20 protein-coding genes and 1 pseudogene are annotated in these 17942 nt (G+C 70.7%); 6 read left to right on the top strand and 15 right to left on the bottom strand.

Going from position 1 to position 17942, the window contains the following annotated elements; translation table 11 throughout:
• The first annotated feature begins 74 nt into the window (after nucleotides 1-74).
• Nucleotides 75-209 carry a hypothetical protein gene (locus E6U81_RS41780; protein ID WP_276615830.1) on the top strand — a complete coding sequence of 45 codons (135 nt, stop codon included), beginning with the start codon at nucleotides 75-77 and terminating at the stop codon, nucleotides 207-209.
• Here E6U81_RS41780 and E6U81_RS29770 read toward each other — a convergent pair.
• Nucleotides 206-910: a UbiX family flavin prenyltransferase gene (locus tag E6U81_RS29770; protein WP_136233128.1), complete on the bottom strand. Its 705-nt coding sequence runs from the start codon at nucleotides 908-910 to the stop codon at nucleotides 206-208. The two genes, E6U81_RS41780 and E6U81_RS29770, sit on opposite strands and share 4 nt — an antisense overlap.
• Nucleotides 911-996: 86 nt before the next feature.
• Here E6U81_RS29770 and E6U81_RS29765 point away from each other — a divergent pair, with 86 nt between their 5' ends.
• Complete coding sequence (locus tag E6U81_RS29765) at nucleotides 997-1608, top strand: rhomboid family intramembrane serine protease (RefSeq protein WP_136233127.1); 612 nt, start codon at nucleotides 997-999, stop codon at nucleotides 1606-1608.
• 88 nt (nucleotides 1609-1696) lie between these two features.
• Here E6U81_RS29765 and mqnP read toward each other — a convergent pair whose 3' ends face one another.
• Genes mqnP through E6U81_RS29750 form a run of 4 tightly spaced genes read right to left on the bottom strand, consistent with a single transcriptional unit; the run spans nucleotide 1697 to nucleotide 4696 of the window.
• Entirely contained in the window at nucleotides 1697-2620 is a 924-nt protein-coding gene (gene mqnP / locus E6U81_RS29760; protein ID WP_136233126.1) for a menaquinone biosynthesis prenyltransferase MqnP, read from the bottom strand.
• Entirely contained in the window at nucleotides 2617-2763 is a 147-nt protein-coding gene (locus E6U81_RS40090; RefSeq protein WP_168714770.1) for a hypothetical protein, read from the bottom strand. Before E6U81_RS40090 ends, mqnP begins: the two co-directional genes overlap by 4 nt.
• Nucleotides 2760-3242, bottom strand: coding sequence for a hypothetical protein (locus E6U81_RS29755; RefSeq protein WP_240804087.1), 483 nt, complete (start codon nucleotides 3240-3242; stop codon nucleotides 2760-2762). The genes E6U81_RS40090 and E6U81_RS29755 overlap by 4 nt, the downstream gene beginning before the upstream one ends.
• Nucleotides 3239-4696: a menaquinone biosynthesis decarboxylase gene (locus tag E6U81_RS29750; protein ID WP_030026270.1), complete on the bottom strand. Its 1458-nt coding sequence runs from the start codon at nucleotides 4694-4696 to the stop codon at nucleotides 3239-3241. The genes E6U81_RS29755 and E6U81_RS29750 overlap by 4 nt, the downstream gene beginning before the upstream one ends.
• 90 nt (nucleotides 4697-4786) lie before the next feature.
• Between E6U81_RS29750 and E6U81_RS29745 the strand changes: the two genes are divergently transcribed.
• Nucleotides 4787-5125 (top strand): PLD nuclease N-terminal domain-containing protein, encoded by a 339-nt coding sequence (locus E6U81_RS29745; RefSeq protein ID WP_136233124.1) that lies wholly within the window; start codon nucleotides 4787-4789, stop codon nucleotides 5123-5125.
• Nucleotides 5126-5144: 19 nt separating this feature from the next.
• On the opposite strand, the gene E6U81_RS29740 is transcribed toward E6U81_RS29745, so the two are convergent.
• Nucleotides 5145-5516: a cupin domain-containing protein gene (locus tag E6U81_RS29740; protein ID WP_240804086.1), complete on the bottom strand. Its 372-nt coding sequence runs from the start codon at nucleotides 5514-5516 to the stop codon at nucleotides 5145-5147.
• Nucleotides 5517-5605: 89 nt separating this feature from the next.
• Here E6U81_RS29740 and E6U81_RS29735 point away from each other — a divergent pair, with 89 nt between their 5' ends.
• Complete coding sequence (locus E6U81_RS29735; RefSeq protein WP_136233123.1) at nucleotides 5606-6070, top strand: MarR family transcriptional regulator; 465 nt, start codon at nucleotides 5606-5608, stop codon at nucleotides 6068-6070.
• Between the two features lie 64 nt (nucleotides 6071-6134).
• On the opposite strand, the gene E6U81_RS29730 is transcribed toward E6U81_RS29735, so the two are convergent.
• The 8 genes from E6U81_RS29730 to hemL all read right to left on the bottom strand — a co-directional run bounded on the left by E6U81_RS29730 (nucleotide 6135) and on the right by hemL (nucleotide 14364).
• A complete protein-coding gene (locus E6U81_RS29730; protein ID WP_136233122.1) occupies nucleotides 6135-6650 on the bottom strand; it encodes an SRPBCC domain-containing protein in 516 nt (171 codons plus the stop codon).
• Nucleotides 6651-6675: 25 nt separating this feature from the next.
• Nucleotides 6676-7764: a c-type cytochrome biogenesis protein CcsB gene (ccsB, locus tag E6U81_RS29725; protein ID WP_136233121.1), complete on the bottom strand. Its 1089-nt coding sequence runs from the start codon at nucleotides 7762-7764 to the stop codon at nucleotides 6676-6678.
• The gene (locus E6U81_RS29720; protein ID WP_136233120.1) at nucleotides 7761-9458 is read right to left on the bottom strand and encodes a cytochrome c biogenesis protein ResB; all 1698 of its coding nucleotides are present in this window, start codon (nucleotides 9456-9458) and stop codon (nucleotides 7761-7763) included. Before E6U81_RS29720 ends, ccsB begins: the two co-directional genes overlap by 4 nt.
• Nucleotides 9459-9471: 13 nt before the next feature.
• Nucleotides 9472-10245 (bottom strand): cytochrome c biogenesis protein CcdA, encoded by a 774-nt coding sequence (locus tag E6U81_RS29715; RefSeq protein ID WP_136233119.1) that lies wholly within the window; start codon nucleotides 10243-10245, stop codon nucleotides 9472-9474.
• A 4-nt stretch (nucleotides 10246-10249) separates the two neighbouring features.
• Complete coding sequence (locus E6U81_RS29710; protein ID WP_136233118.1) at nucleotides 10250-10876, bottom strand: TlpA disulfide reductase family protein; 627 nt, start codon at nucleotides 10874-10876, stop codon at nucleotides 10250-10252.
• Nucleotides 10877-10964: 88 nt separating this feature from the next.
• Nucleotides 10965-12191, bottom strand: coding sequence for a hypothetical protein (locus E6U81_RS29705; RefSeq protein WP_136233176.1), 1227 nt, complete (start codon nucleotides 12189-12191; stop codon nucleotides 10965-10967).
• A gap of 155 nt (nucleotides 12192-12346) precedes the next feature.
• Entirely contained in the window at nucleotides 12347-13045 is a 699-nt protein-coding gene (locus E6U81_RS29700) for a histidine phosphatase family protein (protein WP_136233117.1), read from the bottom strand.
• A complete protein-coding gene (gene hemL / locus E6U81_RS29695; RefSeq protein WP_136233116.1) occupies nucleotides 13042-14364 on the bottom strand; it encodes a glutamate-1-semialdehyde 2,1-aminomutase in 1323 nt (440 codons plus the stop codon). The genes E6U81_RS29700 and hemL overlap by 4 nt, the downstream gene beginning before the upstream one ends.
• Nucleotides 14365-14497: 133 nt before the next feature.
• Here hemL and E6U81_RS29690 point away from each other — a divergent pair, with 133 nt between their 5' ends.
• The gene (locus tag E6U81_RS29690) at nucleotides 14498-15106 is read left to right on the top strand and encodes a hypothetical protein (protein WP_136233115.1); all 609 of its coding nucleotides are present in this window, start codon (nucleotides 14498-14500) and stop codon (nucleotides 15104-15106) included.
• Between the two features lie 336 nt (nucleotides 15107-15442).
• Here E6U81_RS29690 and E6U81_RS29685 read toward each other — a convergent pair whose 3' ends face one another.
• The gene (locus E6U81_RS29685) at nucleotides 15443-16726 is read right to left on the bottom strand and encodes a hydrolytic protein (RefSeq protein ID WP_206310046.1); all 1284 of its coding nucleotides are present in this window, start codon (nucleotides 16724-16726) and stop codon (nucleotides 15443-15445) included.
• A 341-nt stretch (nucleotides 16727-17067) separates the two neighbouring features.
• Between E6U81_RS29685 and E6U81_RS29680 the strand changes: the two are divergent.
• Nucleotides 17068-17694 (top strand): annotated as a pseudogene (locus E6U81_RS29680) (response regulator transcription factor); the annotation flags it as partial.
• Nucleotides 17695-17942 lie beyond the last annotated feature (248 nt).

Below are 17942 nucleotides of genomic sequence, written 5' to 3'. Positions count from 1 at the left end.
ATCTAAGGCATGCAGGGTCAACGCCCTGCGATTTCTTTCAGCAGATCAATAACGATCTTCAGGAGTGGTACACCGTGTTCACGATCGAGATGGCGCACGCACACATGCGACAGCTCCAGGAGCTGGCCAACCGATCCCGAGCCCACCAGCCCGCCGCGGCCGCCCGCGTCGACAGGGCCCGCAAGCCGCTGGGCCGCAAGAAGGCCTAGTCACCGGCCTGCTCACCACCGTTCGACCCCTGGGGAGAGCGGGAGCCTCCCAGCTCCCCCTCCCAACGGCGGTACAGCCGGTGCGGCACCCCTGCCGCGTCCAGCACCCGCCCCGCGACGAAATCCACCAGATCCTGGATGTGCGTCGCACCCGCGTAGAACGCCGGAGAGGCGGGCAGCACGACCGCGCCCGCCTCGTCCAGCGCCACGAGATGCTTCAGCGTCTGCCCGTTCAGCGGGGTCTCCCGCACCGCGACCACCAGCCGGCGCCGCTCCTTGAGCGTCACGCTCGCCACGCGCTGGAGCAGGTCCTTCGACAGCCCGAGCGCCACCCCCGCCACGCAGGCGGTGGACGCCGGGACGATGAGCATCCCCTTGGCCGGGTACGAGCCCGAACTCGGGCCGGCGGCCAGGTCCCCGGCACCCCAGTACCGTACGTCCGCGTCGGCCGTCAGGCCCTCGAAGGTCCCCGGCTTGCCGTCGGCTCCGCGTGCCAGCCACTCCGCGAGGTCCTCGCGCCAGTGCGCGTCACGGAAGGCGATGCCGGTCTCGTCCAGCAGGGTGAGGCGCGAGGCCCGGCTCACGACCAGGTCGACGCTCTCCCCCGCGGCGAGCAGGCCGCGGAGCACCGCCGCCGCGTACGGCGTCCCGGACGCTCCGGAAACCCCGACCACCCACGGGGTGCGATTGCGCTCTGTCATACCTCCGAGACTATCCGGCCACGCCCGGAGGGCACTCAGTAAGGTGACCGCACGTTCCCGTGAGGGGAGCCACGAAGGGGGCGAAGATGAGCACGACGGTGGATACCGGCCGGACACAGACCGACCGGGCCAGGACGGCGGCCAAGCTGATGCTGGGCTGGGTGGCCCTGCTGTGGGTGCTGGAGGCCCTCGACCACGCCACCGGCCACGCCCTCGACCAGTACGGCATCCTCGCCCGCGACCCCGACAGCCTCACCGGCATCGTCTCCGCGGCCTTCCTCCACTTCGGCTTCGACCACGTCGCCTCCAACAGCGTCCCGCTGCTGGTCCTCGGCTTCATAGCCGCCCTGTCCGGGATCCGCCGGTTCCTCGCGGTGTGCGGCCTGATCCTGCTGGCGGACGGCCTCGGCACCTGGCTGATATCCCCGTCCGGCACCATGACGCTGGGTGCCTCCGGCATCGTCTTCGGCCTCTTCGGCTACCTGCTCGTACGGGGCTTCGTCGAGCGCAAGGCGCTGGGCATCGCGGTGGCCGTGGGCGTCGCCGCCGTCTGGGGGACCACGATCGTCTCCGGCATCCTCCCGACGGACTCGGGCGTCAGCTGGCAGGGCCACCTGTGCGGCCTGGTGGCGGGCATCGTGACGGCCCTGTACTTCCAGCGCCCGGTCCGCCCCCGCCCGGCCGCCCTCACGGACTGACGACGGCAGGGCCCACGGACAGCGGTGCCTGCACGGTCCGGCCGGTGCCTACACGGTCAGGCCCGTGCCTCCACCGTCAGGCCGGCGCCTACACGGTCAGGCCGCGGGCCACGAGATCGGCCAGGGCGCACACGAAGAGGGCGATGCCGATGAAGCCGTTGACCGTGAAGAAGGCGCGGTTCAGGCGGGACAGGTCGTGCGGCGTCACGATGGTGTGCTCGTAGACGAAGGCGACGACGACGATCGCCAGGCCGGCCCAGAACAGCGGGCCCGCGTCCGTGGCGAGCGCGTACCAGGCCAGCAGGACCGTGGTCACGACGTGCGAGCCGCGCGCGCCCCAGAGGGCGGCCGGGACGCCGAAGCGGGCCGGGACGGACTTGACGCCCTCCGCACGGTCGGCGGCCACGTCCTGGCAGGCGAAGATCAGGTCGAAGCCGCCGATCCAGACGCCGACCGCCAGGCCGAGGATCACCGCGTCCCAGGACCACTCGCCGGTGATCGCCAGCCAGGCCCCGACGGGGCCCATCGCCTGGGCGAGCCCCAGGATGGCGTGCGGGAAGTTCGTGAACCGCTTGCCGTACGGGTAGACCACCATCGGGACGACGGCGACCGGCGCCAGCGCCAGGCAGAGCGGGTTCAGCAGGGCCGCCGAGCCGAGGAAGACCACGAGCGCGATCGCCGCACCGGTCCAGGCCGAGCGGACCGACACCGCGCCGGTGACCAGCTCGCGCCCCGCGGTCCGCGGGTTGCGGGCGTCGATCTCGCGGTCGATGATCCGGTTCGCGGCCATGGCGAAGGTCCGCAGCCCCACCATGCAGACGGTGACGAGCAGCAGCTTGCCCCAGTGCACGGTCCGGTCGAGCTGGAACATCGCGGTCAGCGCCGCGATGTAGGCGAACGGCAGAGCGAAGACCGAGTGCTCGATCATCACCAGCCGCAGGAAGGCCCTGACCTTGTTGGCCGCCTCCGGGGCAGGCCCCTGTCCGACCACTCCATCGGCGGTGGTCATCATGCGAGTTCCCTCCGGAACTGTTCGAGTTCGGCCCTCGGCCCGTCGAGCGGAACCGGCCCTGTCTCCGTGTCCGGGTGATGGGTCTCGTGCCCCATCGGGGTCGGCCGGGCCTCGTCGCCGCCGATCCGCAGTCTCGGGGTCACGCCAGACTCCGGCGGAACTCTGCGAGGTCGGCCAGCAGGGCCGCGAGCGCGACGGTGCCCGTCTCCAGCGTGACCGTGGGCGCGCCCTCGGGCTCGGGCGGGGTGGCGTGCACCGTGAACACGTAGCCCTCGTCCACACGGGCGGAACTGCTCGGGCGGGCGTCCAGCCGGAGGACGGCACCCGCGTCGACGGTGAACGGCTCGCCGGTGCCGAGCCCGGCCTGCAGCCGCTCCGCGAAGTCGTCGACCTCGGCGTCACGCACGCCGGGCAGCTCGAAGCCGCCGTCGGCCTCGTAGCTGTCGTCCAGCACCAGGGCCCACTCGCTGCCGGGGCCCGCGAACTCCTCGGCCGAGACACCCGCCTGCTCGGCAGCCTCCTGGACGAACGGGTCGGCCGGGTCGAGCTTCGGGCGCACGAGGAGCATGAACGTCGTGTCCTCGCCGATGAACAGCGCCGGTCCACCGAATTCGGAGCTCACAGGCCGTACTCCTTCCAGCGGCGGTCCACCAGGGCGGCGGTGGCGGGGTCGGACTCCACCATGTCGGGCCAGCCGCCGTCGCGGGTGTAGCCCTCCTCGGGCAGCTTCTTCGTGGCGTCGATGCCCGCCTTGCCGCCCCAGAACTGCTGGTACGAGGCATGGTCGAGGTGGTCCACCGGTCCCTCGACGACGGTCAGGTCGCGGGAGTAGTCCGTGTTGCCGAGGGCCCGCCAGGACACCTCATGCAGGTCGTGGACGTCGCAGTCCTTGTCCACCACGATGATCAGCTTGGTCAGCGACATCATGTGGGCGCCCCAGATGGCGTGCATCACCTTCTGCGCGTGCTTGGGGTACTTCTTGTCGATCGAGACGATCGCGCAGTTGTGGAAGCCGCCCGACTCGGGCAGGTGGTAGTCCACGATGTCCGGGACGATGATCTTCAGCAGGGGCAGGAAGAACCGCTCCGTCGCGCGGCCCAGCGGACCGTCCTCGGTCGGCGGGCGGCCCACCACGATCGACTGCAGCAGCGGCCGCTTGCGCATCGTGATGCAGTCGATCTTCAGGGCCGGGAAGGGCTCCTGCGGGGTGTAGAAGCCGGTGTGGTCGCCGAAGGGGCCCTCCGGGAGCATCTCCCCGGGCTCCAGCCAGCCCTCCACGACGACCTCCGCGTTGGCCGGGACCTGGAGCGGGACGGTCTTGCAGTCGACCATCTCGATCCGCTTGCCCGCGACGAAGCCGGCGAAGAGGTACTCGTCGATGTCGCCCGGCAGCGGCGCGGTGGACGCGTACGTGACGGCGGGCGGGCAGCCGAAGGCGATCGCGACCGGCAGCCGCTCGCCCTTGGCCGCGGCGACGGCGTAGTGGTTGCGGCTGTCCTTGTGGATCTGCCAGTGCATGCCGATGGTGCGCTTGTCGTGGCGCTGGAGCCGGTAGAGGCCGAGGTTGCGCACGCCCGTCTCGGGGTGCTTGGTGTGGGTGAGGCCGAGGTTGAAGAAGGAGCCGCCGTCCTTGGGCCAGGTGAAGAGGGCCGGCAGCAGGTCCAGGTCGACGTCGTCGCCGGTGAGGACGACCTCCTGGACGGGTGCGGAGTCGCCCTTCACCTTCTTCGGCGGGACGTGGACCATCGAGCCGAGCTTGCCGAAGGCCTCGCGGACCCCGATGAAGCCCTGCGGCAGCTCCGGCTTCAGCAGACCGCCGATCTTCTCGCTGATCTCGGCGTACGACTTGAGGCCGAGGGCCTTGAGGAGGCGGCGGTCGGTGCCGAAGACGTTCATGGCCAGCGGCATCGCCGAGCCCTTGACGTTCTCGAAGAGCAGCGCGGGACCGCCCGCTTTGTTCACTCTGTCGACGATCTCCCCGACCTCCAGGTACGGGTCGACTTCGGCCTTGATGCGCTTGAGGTCGCCCTCTCGCTCCAGAGCCCGGAGCAGCGAGCGGAGATCGTCGTAAGCCATAGGGGCCAGTATCCGTCACCAACTACGCTGGGAGCGTCACCGGGGCCCCTTGCGGGTCCGCCGCCACTGCCCGGGAGTCGGTCCCACACCGTGCTGCGCTATCTGCCGTTCCTGCTGATCCTCGCGCTGACCATCTACGCCTTCATCGACTGCCTGAACACGCCGGAGGGAGAGGTCAAGCACCTGCCCAAGGCGATGTGGGTGATCATCATCCTGCTCTTCTCCATCGTGGGGCCGGTGGTGTGGCTGTTCGCGGGCAAGAAGCGGGCGGCCTCCGGCGGTGGCGGGCGCGGGTCCCGGGGCCGCGGCCAGTGGGTGGCCCCCGACGACAACCCGGAGTTCCTGAAGTCCCTGCGCGAGGAGCAGGAGAACAAGGACCGGGACAAGGACAAGGACAACGGCAAGGACCAGGGCAGGGACGCCGACTAGGCGACCGGACCCGACGGGCCTAGCGGGCCCACGGGAGGATGCGGGGCTCCTCCTCGCCCGGCACCGACACCACGCCGTCCGCGCGCATCGCCACGTAGGCCTGGAAGGTCTCGGCGGCATGGATCCTGCGTGCCGCGTCCGCCGGGAGGACCAGGGTCTGGCCCGCGGTGACCCGCTCGGTGCGGCCGTCGAAGGTGACCTCCAGGGAGCCGGCGGTGAGGGTCCAGACCTGCTCGCGGCTGACCGTGTGCTCGGGGCCGGTGGCGCCGGCGGGCATGTCGACGTGCCAGGTGCTGAGCTCGGAACTGCCGCGGCTGGGGGCGGCGAGGCCGGTCATGGTGGCGTTCGGGGTGGCGGTGACGTGCTCGGGGCAAGCGGTGATGACGTACAAGGCGGGTCCTCATTCCTCCGACGACTGAGTCAAGCTGCTTTACTCATCACGAGTAAAGCAGCTTGACTCAGTCGTGTCACCATATTTGCGTGACGAGAGACGACTACGCCGACGTCGAGCTGACCTTCCTGCTCGGCCTGGGCTTCCAGCTGGTGCTGGGCGAGTTCACCCGGCGCCTCGCCGAGTTCGGGTACGCGGACCTGCGGCCCGTGCACGGCATGGCCTTCCAGGCCCTGAAGGGCCGCGGCGGGACCGCCACCGAGCTCGCCGAGCGGCTCGGGGTGACCAAACAGGCCGCCGGGCAGATCGTCGACGACCTGGAGCGGCGCGGCTACGTCCGCCGCGAGCCGCACCCGGAGGGCGGCCGCCGCAAGCTGGTGGTCCTGACCGGGGCGGCCCGGGATCACCTCGCCGTCGCGGGCCGGGTCCTGCACGAGCTGGAGGCCGAGCTCGCCGGCAGCGCGGACGTCGGCGCCCTGCGCCGGGAACTGGGCCGGGTCGTGCGCACGCTCCACGGGGAGGACGGGCTGCCGCCCCTGCGCCCGGTCTGGTGAACGGCGCGTGCGGCGCGCGGCGCACGGGGTGCGGCGCGCGGGGTGCGGCTCGCGCCGCAAGGTCTCAGGACGCCTTGCGGACCGCGGTGAAGGCGCCGTAGGACTCGCGCAGCCGCGCCCGGCGGGTGTCGGTCCGTGCGGACCAGTCCGTCGGGCGTCCGGCCAGTGCGGCGTCCAGCAGCTCGAAGTGCTCGTGCCAGTCGGCCAGGCAGTCGAGGCGGTCCTCGTCGGATCCGCCGCGTTCGTTCATGAACCGGATGACCGTCGAGTCGGTGCCGACGGCCTCCAGGTGGAAGCGGATCCGCCCGTGCGGGCCCACCGTGTACTCGACGACGCGCTCCACGTCCCAGGCCGAGACGTGGCCGCTCACCACCGTCCCGGTGGTCAGCCGGCGCAGCGTGACGGCCCCGCCGAGGTGCCGCTCCAGGACGTCGGCCTCGGCCAGCCAGCCGCGCAGCCCGTCGGGCGTGGTCAGGGCGTGCCAGAGGGCCTCGTAGGAGTACGGCAGGTGCAGCTCGAAGCGGAGCAGCCAGTGGTTCTCGCCGCGCCGTTCGCTGGTGGCATGGCTCACGAGGGACATGCCACCAGCGTCCCACTCCCGCCGGTCAGACGCCCGCGTACGAGTGCTTGCCGCTGAGCAGGATGTTCACGCCGTAGTAGTTCCAGATCCAGCAGGCGAAGGCGAAGAGCGCCAGGTAGGCGGCCTTGCGGCCCTTCCAGCCGGCGGTGGCGCGGGCGTGCAGGTAGCAGGCGTACGCCACCCAGGTCACGAAGGACCAGACCTCCTTGGGGTCCCAGCCCCAGTAGCGGCCCCAGGCGTCGCCGGCCCAGATCGCGCCCGCGATGATCGTGAAGGTCCACAGCGGGAAGACGGCCGCGTTGATGCGGTACGAGAACTTGTCGAGCGAGGCCGCCGAGGGCAGGCGCTCCAGGACGGAGGAGGCGATCCTGCCGGGCTTGCCGCCGCCGGCGAGCTTGGCCTCGTAGGAGTCGCGGAAGAGGTAGAGGACCGCGCCGGCCGCGCCGAGGTAGAAGACGGCGCCGCAGAAGATGGCGGTGGAGACGTGGATCCACAGCCAGTACGAGTGCAGGGCCGGGACCAGCTGGTCGCTGTCGGTGTAGAGCCAGGTGACCGCGATGCCGAGGTCGAGCAGAACGGTGGTGACCAGGATCAGGCCGAGCCAGCGGACGTTCTTCTTCAGGGCGAGGAGCACCAGGTACGTACCGACGGCCACCGTGGAGAAGGTGATCGAGAACTCGTACATGTTGCCCCAGGGGGCCCGCTCGACCGACATCGCGCGGGTGACCACGCCGGCCGCCTCTACGAGGAAGGCGAGCGCGGTCAGCGAGACCGCGATCCGCCCGTACAGGTCGCCCTGCACGGTGCCGCCGGCGGCGCCGGGGCCGTCCGGGACGTCACGGGTGCCGGCGCCGGAGCGGGTGGTGACCTTGGGCCGGTCCAGTACGGCGGTGGCACCGTTCTTGCCGCGCACCTGCACGGCGGGGGCCGCGGCCCCGGCCCCGGCGGTGCCGGTCAGCGCGGCGGCCGTGCGGGCCACCTTGCTGCGGCTGCCGAAGGTCCACTCGGCGATGTGCGCGAAGAAGGCGAGCGTGTAGACCGCCATCGACGAATAGACCAGGTAGTTGCTGATCTCAGCCAGGTTCTCGTTGGCTGCGGCTGCGAGCGGCGTCATCCGCGCTCTCCTTCAGGGGTTTCTTCAACAGGATCAGACACGCTGGGCGCCTGCTGGTGCAGCGTGGCTGCGAGGTCCGCCAGTTCCTCCGGGAGCTTGGCGGACTCGCTGCGGCCGAGGCCCGCCATCTCGACGACGGTCACGCCGTCCTTGCCGGCCACCGCGCGCACCCAGATCCGGCGGCGCTGGATGAACAGCGATCCGGCCAGGCCCGCGATGGCGGCGATCGCGCCCGCGAGGGCGAGGCCGCTGCCGGGCTGCTGGGTGACGGAGAAGGTGGCCCAGCGCTCGATGCCCTCGAACTTCACGGTGCCCGCGCCGTTCGGCAGGTCCATCGTCCCGCCGGGTGCGAGCTTCTTGATGAGCTGCTGGCCCGACTCGTCCTTGAACATCTCCATCTTGGAGGTTTCGAGCCGGTAGACGTTCTGCGGCAGGCCCGAGTCCACGCCGAGGCTGCCGTGCCAGGCGTTGAGCATGAGCTGCGGGTTCAGGAGGGCGGGGAACTGGGAGAACATCGTCCCGTGACCCTCGCCGGCGAAGGTGGGCACGAAGACGGCGGTGAAGCCGAGCTGCTCCGGCTTGCCGTCCTTGTCCTTGTAGCCGTCGGTGACCTTGATGGCTCCGGTGGACGTGAGGTTGCCGTCCTGCGGGAGCACCGGGACGGCGTCCTTGTAGACGACCTTCCCGGTCGAGTCGGTCACCGAGATGATCGGCGCGTAGCCGTGGCCGAGCAGGTAGACCTTGGAGCCGTCGATCTCCAGGGGCTTGTTGACCTGGATCTCGCGCTTCTCGGGCTTTCCGTGGGCGCCCTCGCTGAGGGTGACGTACGCCTTGAAGTCGCGCGGGGTGCCCCGCTGCGGGCCGGACATCTCGTAGGTGGCGTCGAAGCGGTCCAGCGTGAAGCTGAACGGCGGCAGGTCGTCCGGGTGGAAGAGCGTGCCGGGCTTGAAGTCGTCGTACTGGGTGAGCGTGTTCGAGAAGCCGCTGCCGCGCAGGACCAGCTTGCCGCCCTCGGACTTGAAGTACTGGCCCCAGGCGAAGGCGACGAGCATCACGATCAGCGCGACGTGGAAGATCAGGTTGCCGGCCTCGCGGAGGTAGCCCTTCTCCGCCGCGACGGTGCCGCTGCCCGTCTCGGTGCGGAAGCGCTTGCCCGCGAGCAGCGTCTTCGCGTGGGAGAGGACCTCGTCCGGGGTCCTGTCGGTGCGCCAGGTGGTGTGGGCGGGCAGCCGGTCGAGCCGCTTGGGGGCGCCCGGCGGTCGGCCGCGGAGCTGGCCGACGAACTGCCAGGAGCGCGGGACGATGCAGCCGATCAGCGAGATGAACAGCAGCAGGTAGATCGCGGAGAACCACACCGAGCTGTAGACGTCGAAGAGCTGGAGCGCATCGGCGACGCCGACGAAGGAAGGGTGGTCCTTCTTCCACTGGGCGACCTTGAGCGCGTCGACGTTGGTCTGCGGGACGAGGGAGCCGGGGATGGCGCCCAGGGACAGCAGGAAGAGCAGGATCAGCGCCACCCGCATGGAGGTGAGCTGCCGCCAGAACCAGCGGGCCCAGCCGATCACGCCGATGCCGACGGGACCTCTGTCCTCGACGGGTGCGGTGGAGAGCTGTGAGCCGGCCGCGGCCTCGGCGGGGTCCGCCGGGGAGGGCTCGGGCGACGTCTCGGTGGACGCTTTGTCTGTCGTACTCATGTCCGTCGGTTCCTCAGATCCCCACCGTGAAGCTTTGGGTCCAGCTCTGCATGTCGGTGACGATGCTGTCCCACAAACCTGTGACGAGCAGCAGGCCGGTGAGGATCAGCATGCCGCCGCCGATGCGCATCACCCATGCATAGTGCTGCTTCACCCAGCCGAATGCACCGAGCGCCTTGCGGAAGGCGACCGCGGCGAGGATGAAGGGCACGCCGAGGCCCAGGCAGTAGACGACGGTGAGCAGCGCGCCGCGGCCGGCGCTCGCCTGGTCGAGGGAGAGCGTGCTGACCGCTGCGAGGGTCGGGCCCATGCAGGGGGTCCAGCCGACGCCGAAGAGGACGCCGAGCAGCGGCGCGCCGAGCAGGCCGGCCGTCGGCTTCCTGTGGAAACGGAACTCCCGCATCGTCAGGCCGGGAATGGCGCCCATGAAGAAGAGGCCCATGAGGATCACCACGCCGCCCAGCACCCGGGAGATGATCTCGGTGTTCTCCCTGAGGGTCTGGCCGAAGAAGCCGAAGAGCGCGCCGGTGGAGACGAAGACGGCGGTGAAGCCGGCGATGAACAGGAGCGCGCCCGCCAGCATCCGCCCGCGGCGGGCCTCGGCGAGGTCGGCGCCGCTGACGCCGGTCACGTAGGAGAGGTAGCCGGGGACGAGCGGCAGGACGCAGGGCGAGAAGAAGGAGACGAGTCCCGCGAGGAGCGCGATCGGCACCGCCAGCAGCAGGGCGCCGTTCAGGACCGTTTCGTTCACACCCGTGGCCCCGGCGGCGAGGACGTACTCGACCACGAGGTCACTGCTCCGCGAGGACGGGGTCGATCATCGAGCGCAATTGCTCCTCGCTGAGGGGGGCCAGGGTGCGTGCGGCGATCCTGCCCTCCCGGTCCAGGACGAGCGTGGAGGGGATGGCGTTCGGGTTGAGGCTGCCCTTGGGGAAGCGGAGCAGCAGCTTGCCGTCGGGGTCGTACAGGCTCGGGTAGGTGATCCCGAAGGTCTGCTCGAAGGCGGCGGCGTTCTGCTTGCTGTTGTCGCGAACGTTGAGGCCCACGAAGACGACGTCCTTGCCGGCGTCGGTGAGCTCCTTGGACACCTTCGCGAAGGACGGGGCCTCGGCCCGGCACGGCGGGCACCAGGAGCCCCACACATTGAGGACGACGACCTTGCCCTTGAGGGCCTTCGTGTCGAGGCTCTTGTCGTCGACGGTCTTGCCGTCGAGCCCCGGCGCCTCGGCGCGCTCGCCCTTGGCAGCGGTGGTGATGCCGCTCTCGCCCGTGACGTAGTTGCCGCCGCTGCCGGTCGGCTTGCCGCTGTCCGAACCGCTGCACGCCGTGAGCGTGAGGGCGCCGGTGACGGTCACCGCGGTCAGCAGGAGGGCGCGGCCGCTGGGTGAGCGGCGTCGGGGGGCGCGGCTAAGGCTCATGTGAAAAGTTTCGCATGAGCAATTCGCGGATTTTCCGCACCCCCCGGACGGGAGCCAATGCCCTGGTCAGGCGATGGTCGGGTGGTGGTCAGGTGGCGGTGAGGAACGTGTTCCAGCCGCCGGAGGGCGACTGGCCGGGGCCGAGGGTGCGCAGCCGGTCGAGCACCTTGGGGTCCTGGACCTCCAGCCAGTCGGTGAACTGCCGGAAGGATACGAGCCTTACATCCCTTTTACCCGCCATGCCTTTGAGGGCTTCCTCGACGGCATCCATATAGATGCCGCCGTTCCACTCCTCGAAGTGGTTGCCGATGAAGAGCGGTGCGCGGTTGGTCTCGTAGGCCCGGCGGAAGCCGCCGAGGTAGGTGGCCGTGGCCTGGGTGCGCCAGGCCGGGTAGTTGGCGGGCACGCCCTTCGTGGTGTTCTTCGACTGGTTGGCGAGGATGTTGTAGTCCATCGACAGCACCTCGAAGGAGTGCCCGGGGAAGGGCAGGGACTGCAGCGGCAGGTCCCAGACGCCCGACCTGCGCACGGGCCACACCTGGAGGCCGCCGGGCGAGCTGGAGTCGTAGCGCCAGCCGAGCTTCTGTGCGGTCGGCAGGAGGTTGTCCCGGCCCAGCAGGCAGGGGGTGCGGGAGCCGGTCAGCTCCTTGCGGTAGTCGAAGGGCAGCGGTTCCACATCGGTGAAGCCGGTGTTCGTGCGCCAGCCTGTGACGAAGGACACGGCCTGGTCGATCTCGCTCTGCCAGTCGTCCGGCGTCCAGCGGGCGACGGAGCCGGGGCCCCCGCAGAAGTGGCCGTTGAAGTGCGTGCCTATCTCGTGCCCGTCGAGCCACGCCTCACGGACGTACTTCAGGGTGGCGCGTACGTTCTCGTCCTTGAGGTAGCCGATGTCGGATGCGCCGACCGGGTTGTTGGGCGGCCGGTACAGGCTCCGCTTCGACTCGGGCAGCAGGTAGATGCCGGAGAGGAAGAAGGTCATGGCCGCGCCGTGGTCCTTGGCGAGCTTGAGGAAGCGCGGGAAGAGGCCGTTGCCGATCTCCCCCGCGCCGTCCCAGCTGAAGACGACGAACTGCGGCGGCGTCTCGCCCGGCTGGAGGGGCACGGGCCGGTCGGGCTGATGGGGCTGCGGGCCGGTGTCGGCGGTGGAGCCGTCACCGATGGGCCTGGCCGGCGTCTTCTCACCGGGCTTCGGGTTCTTCACGGGTCCGGGAGCGCCGGGACCGGACACATCGGGCAATCCGCAGCCTGCGACTCCCATCGCGGCCGCGGCGCCAAGTCCCAGTCCCAGCAACCCCCTCCGACTGACTCCCCTGATGTCGCGCATGTCACCGTCCCCATCGTCGTCACCGCACCCGGCCCAAAGTCCATATAAACGGACAAGTTGACCGGACATGTGTGCTGACACGGTGATTCCCGCGCATCTTGTATTTAATTAGACAGACCTGTAACGGCCCGTAACAGACCGTCGGATCAGGCGCCGAAGGCCTTGGACGCGCCCTTCACCGGCTTCGCCCCGGCCAGCAGGTGGACCGGGACCAGGTCCCGGGCCGGCTCGCTGTAGCCCACCGACACCAGCTTGTCGCCCTGGAACGTGAAGGACGTCAGGGACGCGAGGGTGCACTGGCGGCGGCGCGGGTCGTGCCACAGCCGGCGCTTCTCCGCGAAGCTGCGCACGATCCAGATCGGCAGCTGGTGGCTGACCGCCACCGCCTCGTGGCCGCGGGCCGCGTCGCGCGCCGCCTCCAGCGCGCTCATCATCCGGACCACCTGCTCGACGTACGGCTCGCCCCAGGAGGGCTTGAACGGGTTCGTCAGGTGCTTCCAGTTGCCCGGCTTGCGCAGCGCGCCGTCGCCGACGCCGAAGGTCTTGCCCTCGAAGACGTTCTCCGCCTCCAGCAGCCGCGAGTCCGTCGCCAGGTCCAGGCCGTGGGCCTCGGCGATCGGCTCGGCCGTCTCCTGCGCCCGCTCCAGCGGGGAGGACACCACGTAGGTGATGTCCCGGCCCTTCAGGTGCTCGGCGACCCGGTCCGCCATCCGGCGGCCCAGCTCCGAGAGGTGGTAGCCCTCGCGGCGCCCGTACAGGACCCCGTCCGGGTTGTGCACCTCACCGTGGCGCACCAGGTGCACGACGGTGATGTCGGACTTCACGTCGCGGCCTTCGGCGCTCATGCGGTGGCCTCCGCGGCGGCCCGGGCGGCGGCCGGAAGGGCTGCCGCGACGCGCTCGATCGCCTTCTCGTCGTGGGAGGTGGACACGAACCAGGACTCGAAGGCGGACGGCGGCAGGTAGACGCCCTGCGCCAGCATCGAGTGGAAGAACGCGTTGAAGCGGAAGCCCTCCTGCTTCTTCGCGTCGTCGTAGTTGCGCACCACGTCCTCGGTGAAGAACACGGAGAACATGTTGGACGCGGTCTGCAGGCGGTGCGCCACGCCCTCCTTCGCGAGCGCCGCGGTGACCAGGCCCTGGATCTCCGCCGAGACCGCGTCGACCTTCTCGTACGCCGCCGCGTCCAGCAGGCGCAGCTGCGCGAGGCCGGCGGCGGTGGCGATCGGGTTGCCGGAGAGCGTGCCGGCCTGGTAGACGGGGCCCGCGGGGGCGAGGTGGCCCATGACGTCGGCGCGGCCGCCGAACGCCGCGGCGGGGAAGCCGCCTCCCATGACCTTGCCGAAGGTCATCAGGTCGGGCTTGACCCCGTCGATGCCGTACCAGCCGGCGCGGGAGGTGCGGAAGCCCGTCATGACCTCGTCGGAGATGTAGAGCGCGCCGTTCTCGCGGCACAGGTCCGCGAGGCCCTGGTTGAAGCCCTCGGCGGGGGTGACCACGCCCATGTTGCCGGGCGCCGCCTCGGTGATCACGCAGGCGATCTCGCCGGGGTGCGCGGCGAAGGCCGCCCGGACCGCTTCGAGGTCGTTGTAGGGCAGCACGATCGTGTCGCCGGCCTGCGCACCCGTGACGCCGGGGGTGTCGGGCAGCGCGAAGGTGGCGAGTCCGGAACCGGCGGCGGCCAGCAGGGCGTCCACGTGACCGTGGTAGCAGCCGGCGAACTTCACGATCTTGGCGCGACCGGTGAAGCCGCGCGCCAGCCGGATCGCCGACATGGTCGCCTCCGTCCCGGAGGACACCAGGCGCACCTGCTCCACGGGCTCGATGCGCGCCACGATCTCCTCCGCGAGCGCCACCTCGCCCTCACCGGGCGTACCGAAGGAGGTGCCGCGTGCGACGGCCGCCTGGACGGCCTCGATCACCTCGGGGTGGGAGTGGCCGAGGATCATCGGCCCCCACGAGCAGACGAGGTCCACGTACTCGCGACCGTCGGCATCGGTGAGGTACGGACCGGTGCCGGACACCATGAACCGGGGCGTACCGCCCACGGCGCGGAAGGCGCGCACGGGAGAGTTCACGCCGCCGGGGGTCACGAGGGAGGCGCGCTCGAAGAGCGTCTGCGAAACTGGGGCTTCATACGGGTACGGGTAGCTCACACAAGCCATGGTCTCAGAGGCTGCGACAGACTTGCGGGCGGGCGTTTCACCGCGTCGCCGCGGGGGAGGTCACTGCCATGATGATCAGGCTGCGTGGCGGGGGACGCGGGGCCGTGGCAAGCAAGACCAGTCGGGTGGAGATATGCAACGCGGTGGTGGACCGGGCGAGGGTACGGACGGCCTCGATCCGCAGCGCGCCCGCGAAGCCCGCGAGGCCCGCCGCCGGGGCAAGCACCGTCGGCGCGCCACCGAGGCGGCCGACGCCGTACCGGAGCCCGCGACGGCACCGGAGGACGCGCCCAGGGGCCGCGGCATGGGAGTGACGTACAAGTACTTCGGCGCGCCGGACGGCGCGACGGCGGCCCGGGTGCCGGTGACGATGCGGCCGGAGGAACTCGGCGGCGACGAGCTCGGCATGGGCGGCCTCTTCACCAAGATCAAGCCGGAGACGGTGGCCGCGATGGTCCTGACCGGCATCGAGGGCATACCCCTGCACAAGGTGCCCCCGCTGGAGCTGGTCGTCCTCCACCCCGACTACGCGGTGGTCAAGCTCCCGATGACGGTGGTCGACCCGCTCCGCGGGATCGGCGAGGAGTCGGTGGGCGCCGCCGCCTTCATCTGGTCCACGGTCCCGGACCGCGGCGGCCCGAGCGACGCCTTCAACGTCTACCAGCTGCTCCACGAGTGGCAGGATTTCAGCCACCGCCTCCACGAGGCCGGCCACCAGCCGTACTGCCTGGTCTGGCCCTGACCTCTCCTTCCGCTCTCCCGAGCCCGGCCGGTTCCCCCGGATCCGGGCTGCACCACCCTGGCCTGAACATGCCGCTACCCGCTGTCACGACCCGGGCGGGGCGGGGAGCGGGGAGTTGCGGGCGGGACGCGAGAGTCGAAATACGGCCATATTTTTTCGGCTGCCTTGCTACCGCCCAGTAGACAGGCAATAGCCGTGGAACGGCGTAACCGCACCGGAAGGCGGGAATGCCGACGACCCGTCACCAGTCCGCCCGGTAAGCACTTTCCGGACGGACCGGTGCGGGTCCGCTTTGTTCCTGGGCGAGCCTGACGGACGATGTCCGTGCCGCTCGGGTCACCTGAGGTCGCTCAGCACACCACTCACGTTGAGGACTTCGTGGCACTCCTGCGCCTGACGGCCGGTGGCCGGCGTGCCCGGCTTTGCACAGGTCACCTGGACGGTCACAGTCTGGCTCTCGGTGATGCTGATGGGGGTGACCCAGTGGTAGTCCTGGTTTCGGAACGTCTCCAGCGCGATCGTCGTGATCTTCCGATCACCGAAGTTGATCGTCACCACGCCCTCGTCGCCCTGGAAGTTGGCGACCACGAGGTCCGTGATCCCGAACACCTTGCCCGCCGGCACCGTGTAGGAGCCGGTCTTGCTCTGACCGCCTCCGGTCTGCAGGTCGATGGTGGCCGAGCTCTGCAGCCCGCCCCCACCGCCGCCGGCTCCGGTACCCGAACCGCCGCCGCCCGCACCGGGCTGGTTGCCCTTGGCCGCGCCCGGGCCCGCACCCGCGCCGCCCGGCTGCTTGCCGCCGCCGGCCACCGGGGTCTGCCCCGCCGCGTCCGCGGCGGGCGCCGGGTTCCTGGCGGCCTCGGCCGCGGCCTCCTTGGCCGTGCTGCGCACGGCAGGACGCACCAGCATGAACCAGGCGAGCAGCAGCGCGAGCAGTGCGGCCAGCACCGCGAGCAGCCACGTCGGGAAGATCGGGATCTGGACGAACTCCACTTCCAGCGGAGCCCGTACGGCCTCCTCCTCGGAACGCGCCGTGGCGTCCTCGCCGTCCCCGCCTTCCGCGGTCTCGGCCACCTCCACGGTGAACGGCCAGGTCACGGGGGATCCGAACCACACCGGGCTGCCGGTGCGGACCTTCAGCACCACCTCGGCGGACTCACCCGGCTCCAGCTTCAGCGTGGGCGGGGCGAAGTCGAACTTCAGCTCCTCGCCCGGCTGCGCGGGCGTGAAGCCCACCTTCACCGGGGCGTTCCCCTCGTTGCGCACGGCGATGCGGTAGCGACCGCGCAGCCATCCGCGGCGGCGTTTGGGAGCGCTCTCTGCGCGCAGTTCCCGGAACGGCTCCACATGCACGGTGGTCTCGGGGACCCGCACCGCCTCGGGCTGCTCGGTGGGCAGCACGCGCACGGCGAGCGGTACGTCCCCGGCCCGCACCTGGGGCGAACGGGGCGGCGCCAGACGGATCGTCACCGTTTCCGAGGTTCCCGGATACAGCGAGACGCGCTCGGGTTCCACCGTGGTCCAGGCAGCGCAGTCGCCGACGACTTCCAGGCGGTACGCCTCGACGATGTCGCTGTCGTTGCGAACGGTCAGGCTCGTGGTGGCGATACCACCCGGCATCACCGACACCGGCTCGATGTCGAGAACGGGCGCGCCAGGGCTGGGAGATGCAGCTGGGGATGTCACGCCACGACGCTACGGCGGCGCCCCGGCCGCCACCACGGACGCGGGGGCAAGGCCCCGGGCAGTCCGCATGCCCCCACAGACTTCCTCAACTCCTCATGCACGGCTGTCGGTTGGATCTCAGCGTCGAGATCCGTCCAGGCCGGCCGCTTCCGTTACCCCACATACGCATCACGGAACAGGTACGACACATGCGCTGCGCTGACAACAACAGCCCCGTCCTCACTCCCGGTACCGGCATGGCTCAGCCCCCCACCCCGACCCCTCCCCGCAGAGTCGGCCGACGGGTGACCGTGGCCGTGTACGCCTCCGACCCCATCCTGCGCGTCGGGGTCGTCCACCAGCTGCGCCAACGCCCCGAGATCGAACTCGTCCCCGACGCGGACGCCGACGCCGCTCAGGTGTCGCTGGTGACCGTGGACAGCGTCGACGACGAGACGGCCGCCCTGCTGTACCGGCTGCGGCACAACCCCGACACCCGCACCGGGCTCGTGGTCGGCACCTTCGAGTCCGGGGACGCGCTGCAGCGCGCCATCGAATGCGGGGTCAGCGCGGTGCTGCGGCGCGCCGAGGCCGACCAGGACCGGCTCCTGCGGCTGGTCCTGGCGATAGCGAACGGCGAGGGCGTGCTGCCCGGCGACCTGCTCGCGAAACTCCTCGACCACATGGGCAGCCTGCAGCGCTCCGCGCTCGATCCGCGCTCGGTGTCCCTGTCCACCCTGACCTCGCGGGAGGCGGACATGCTGCGCCTGGTGTCGGAGGGCCTGGACACCGCGGAGATCGCGCGCAAGACCTCGTATTCCGAACGGACCGTCAAGAACGTGCTGCACGAGGTCATCACGCGCCTCCAGCTGCGCAACCGGACGCACGCGGTCGGCTACGCCCTGCGCAACGGGCTGATCTGACCACCCGCGGCCGACGGCAGGCGACGGCGGCGGGCGAAGCGAACGAGCGGTCGCCGACGGGCGGTCGCGGGCGGTGCGACCGCCCGCCACTGCCCGAAAGCGCAAGAGGCGCTTCCCCCGCATCCGGCCCCGCGGCCCTCCCGGTCCGCGCGGCCGGACCGGCAGGGTGGCGGGGTGACAGGCAGGATGCGGGACCGGACTGTGAGGTGGGCCGTGAGGGACACGGAAGGGTCCGGCCGTCGCCGACA

The sequence above is a fragment of the Streptomyces sp. A0592 genome (assembly GCF_004795115.1).
Classification (GTDB): domain Bacteria; phylum Actinomycetota; class Actinomycetes; order Streptomycetales; family Streptomycetaceae; genus Streptomyces; species Streptomyces erythrochromogenes.
The sequence above is the reverse complement of the archived record's forward strand: the minus strand, read 5'-3'. Positions and strand labels throughout refer to the sequence as shown.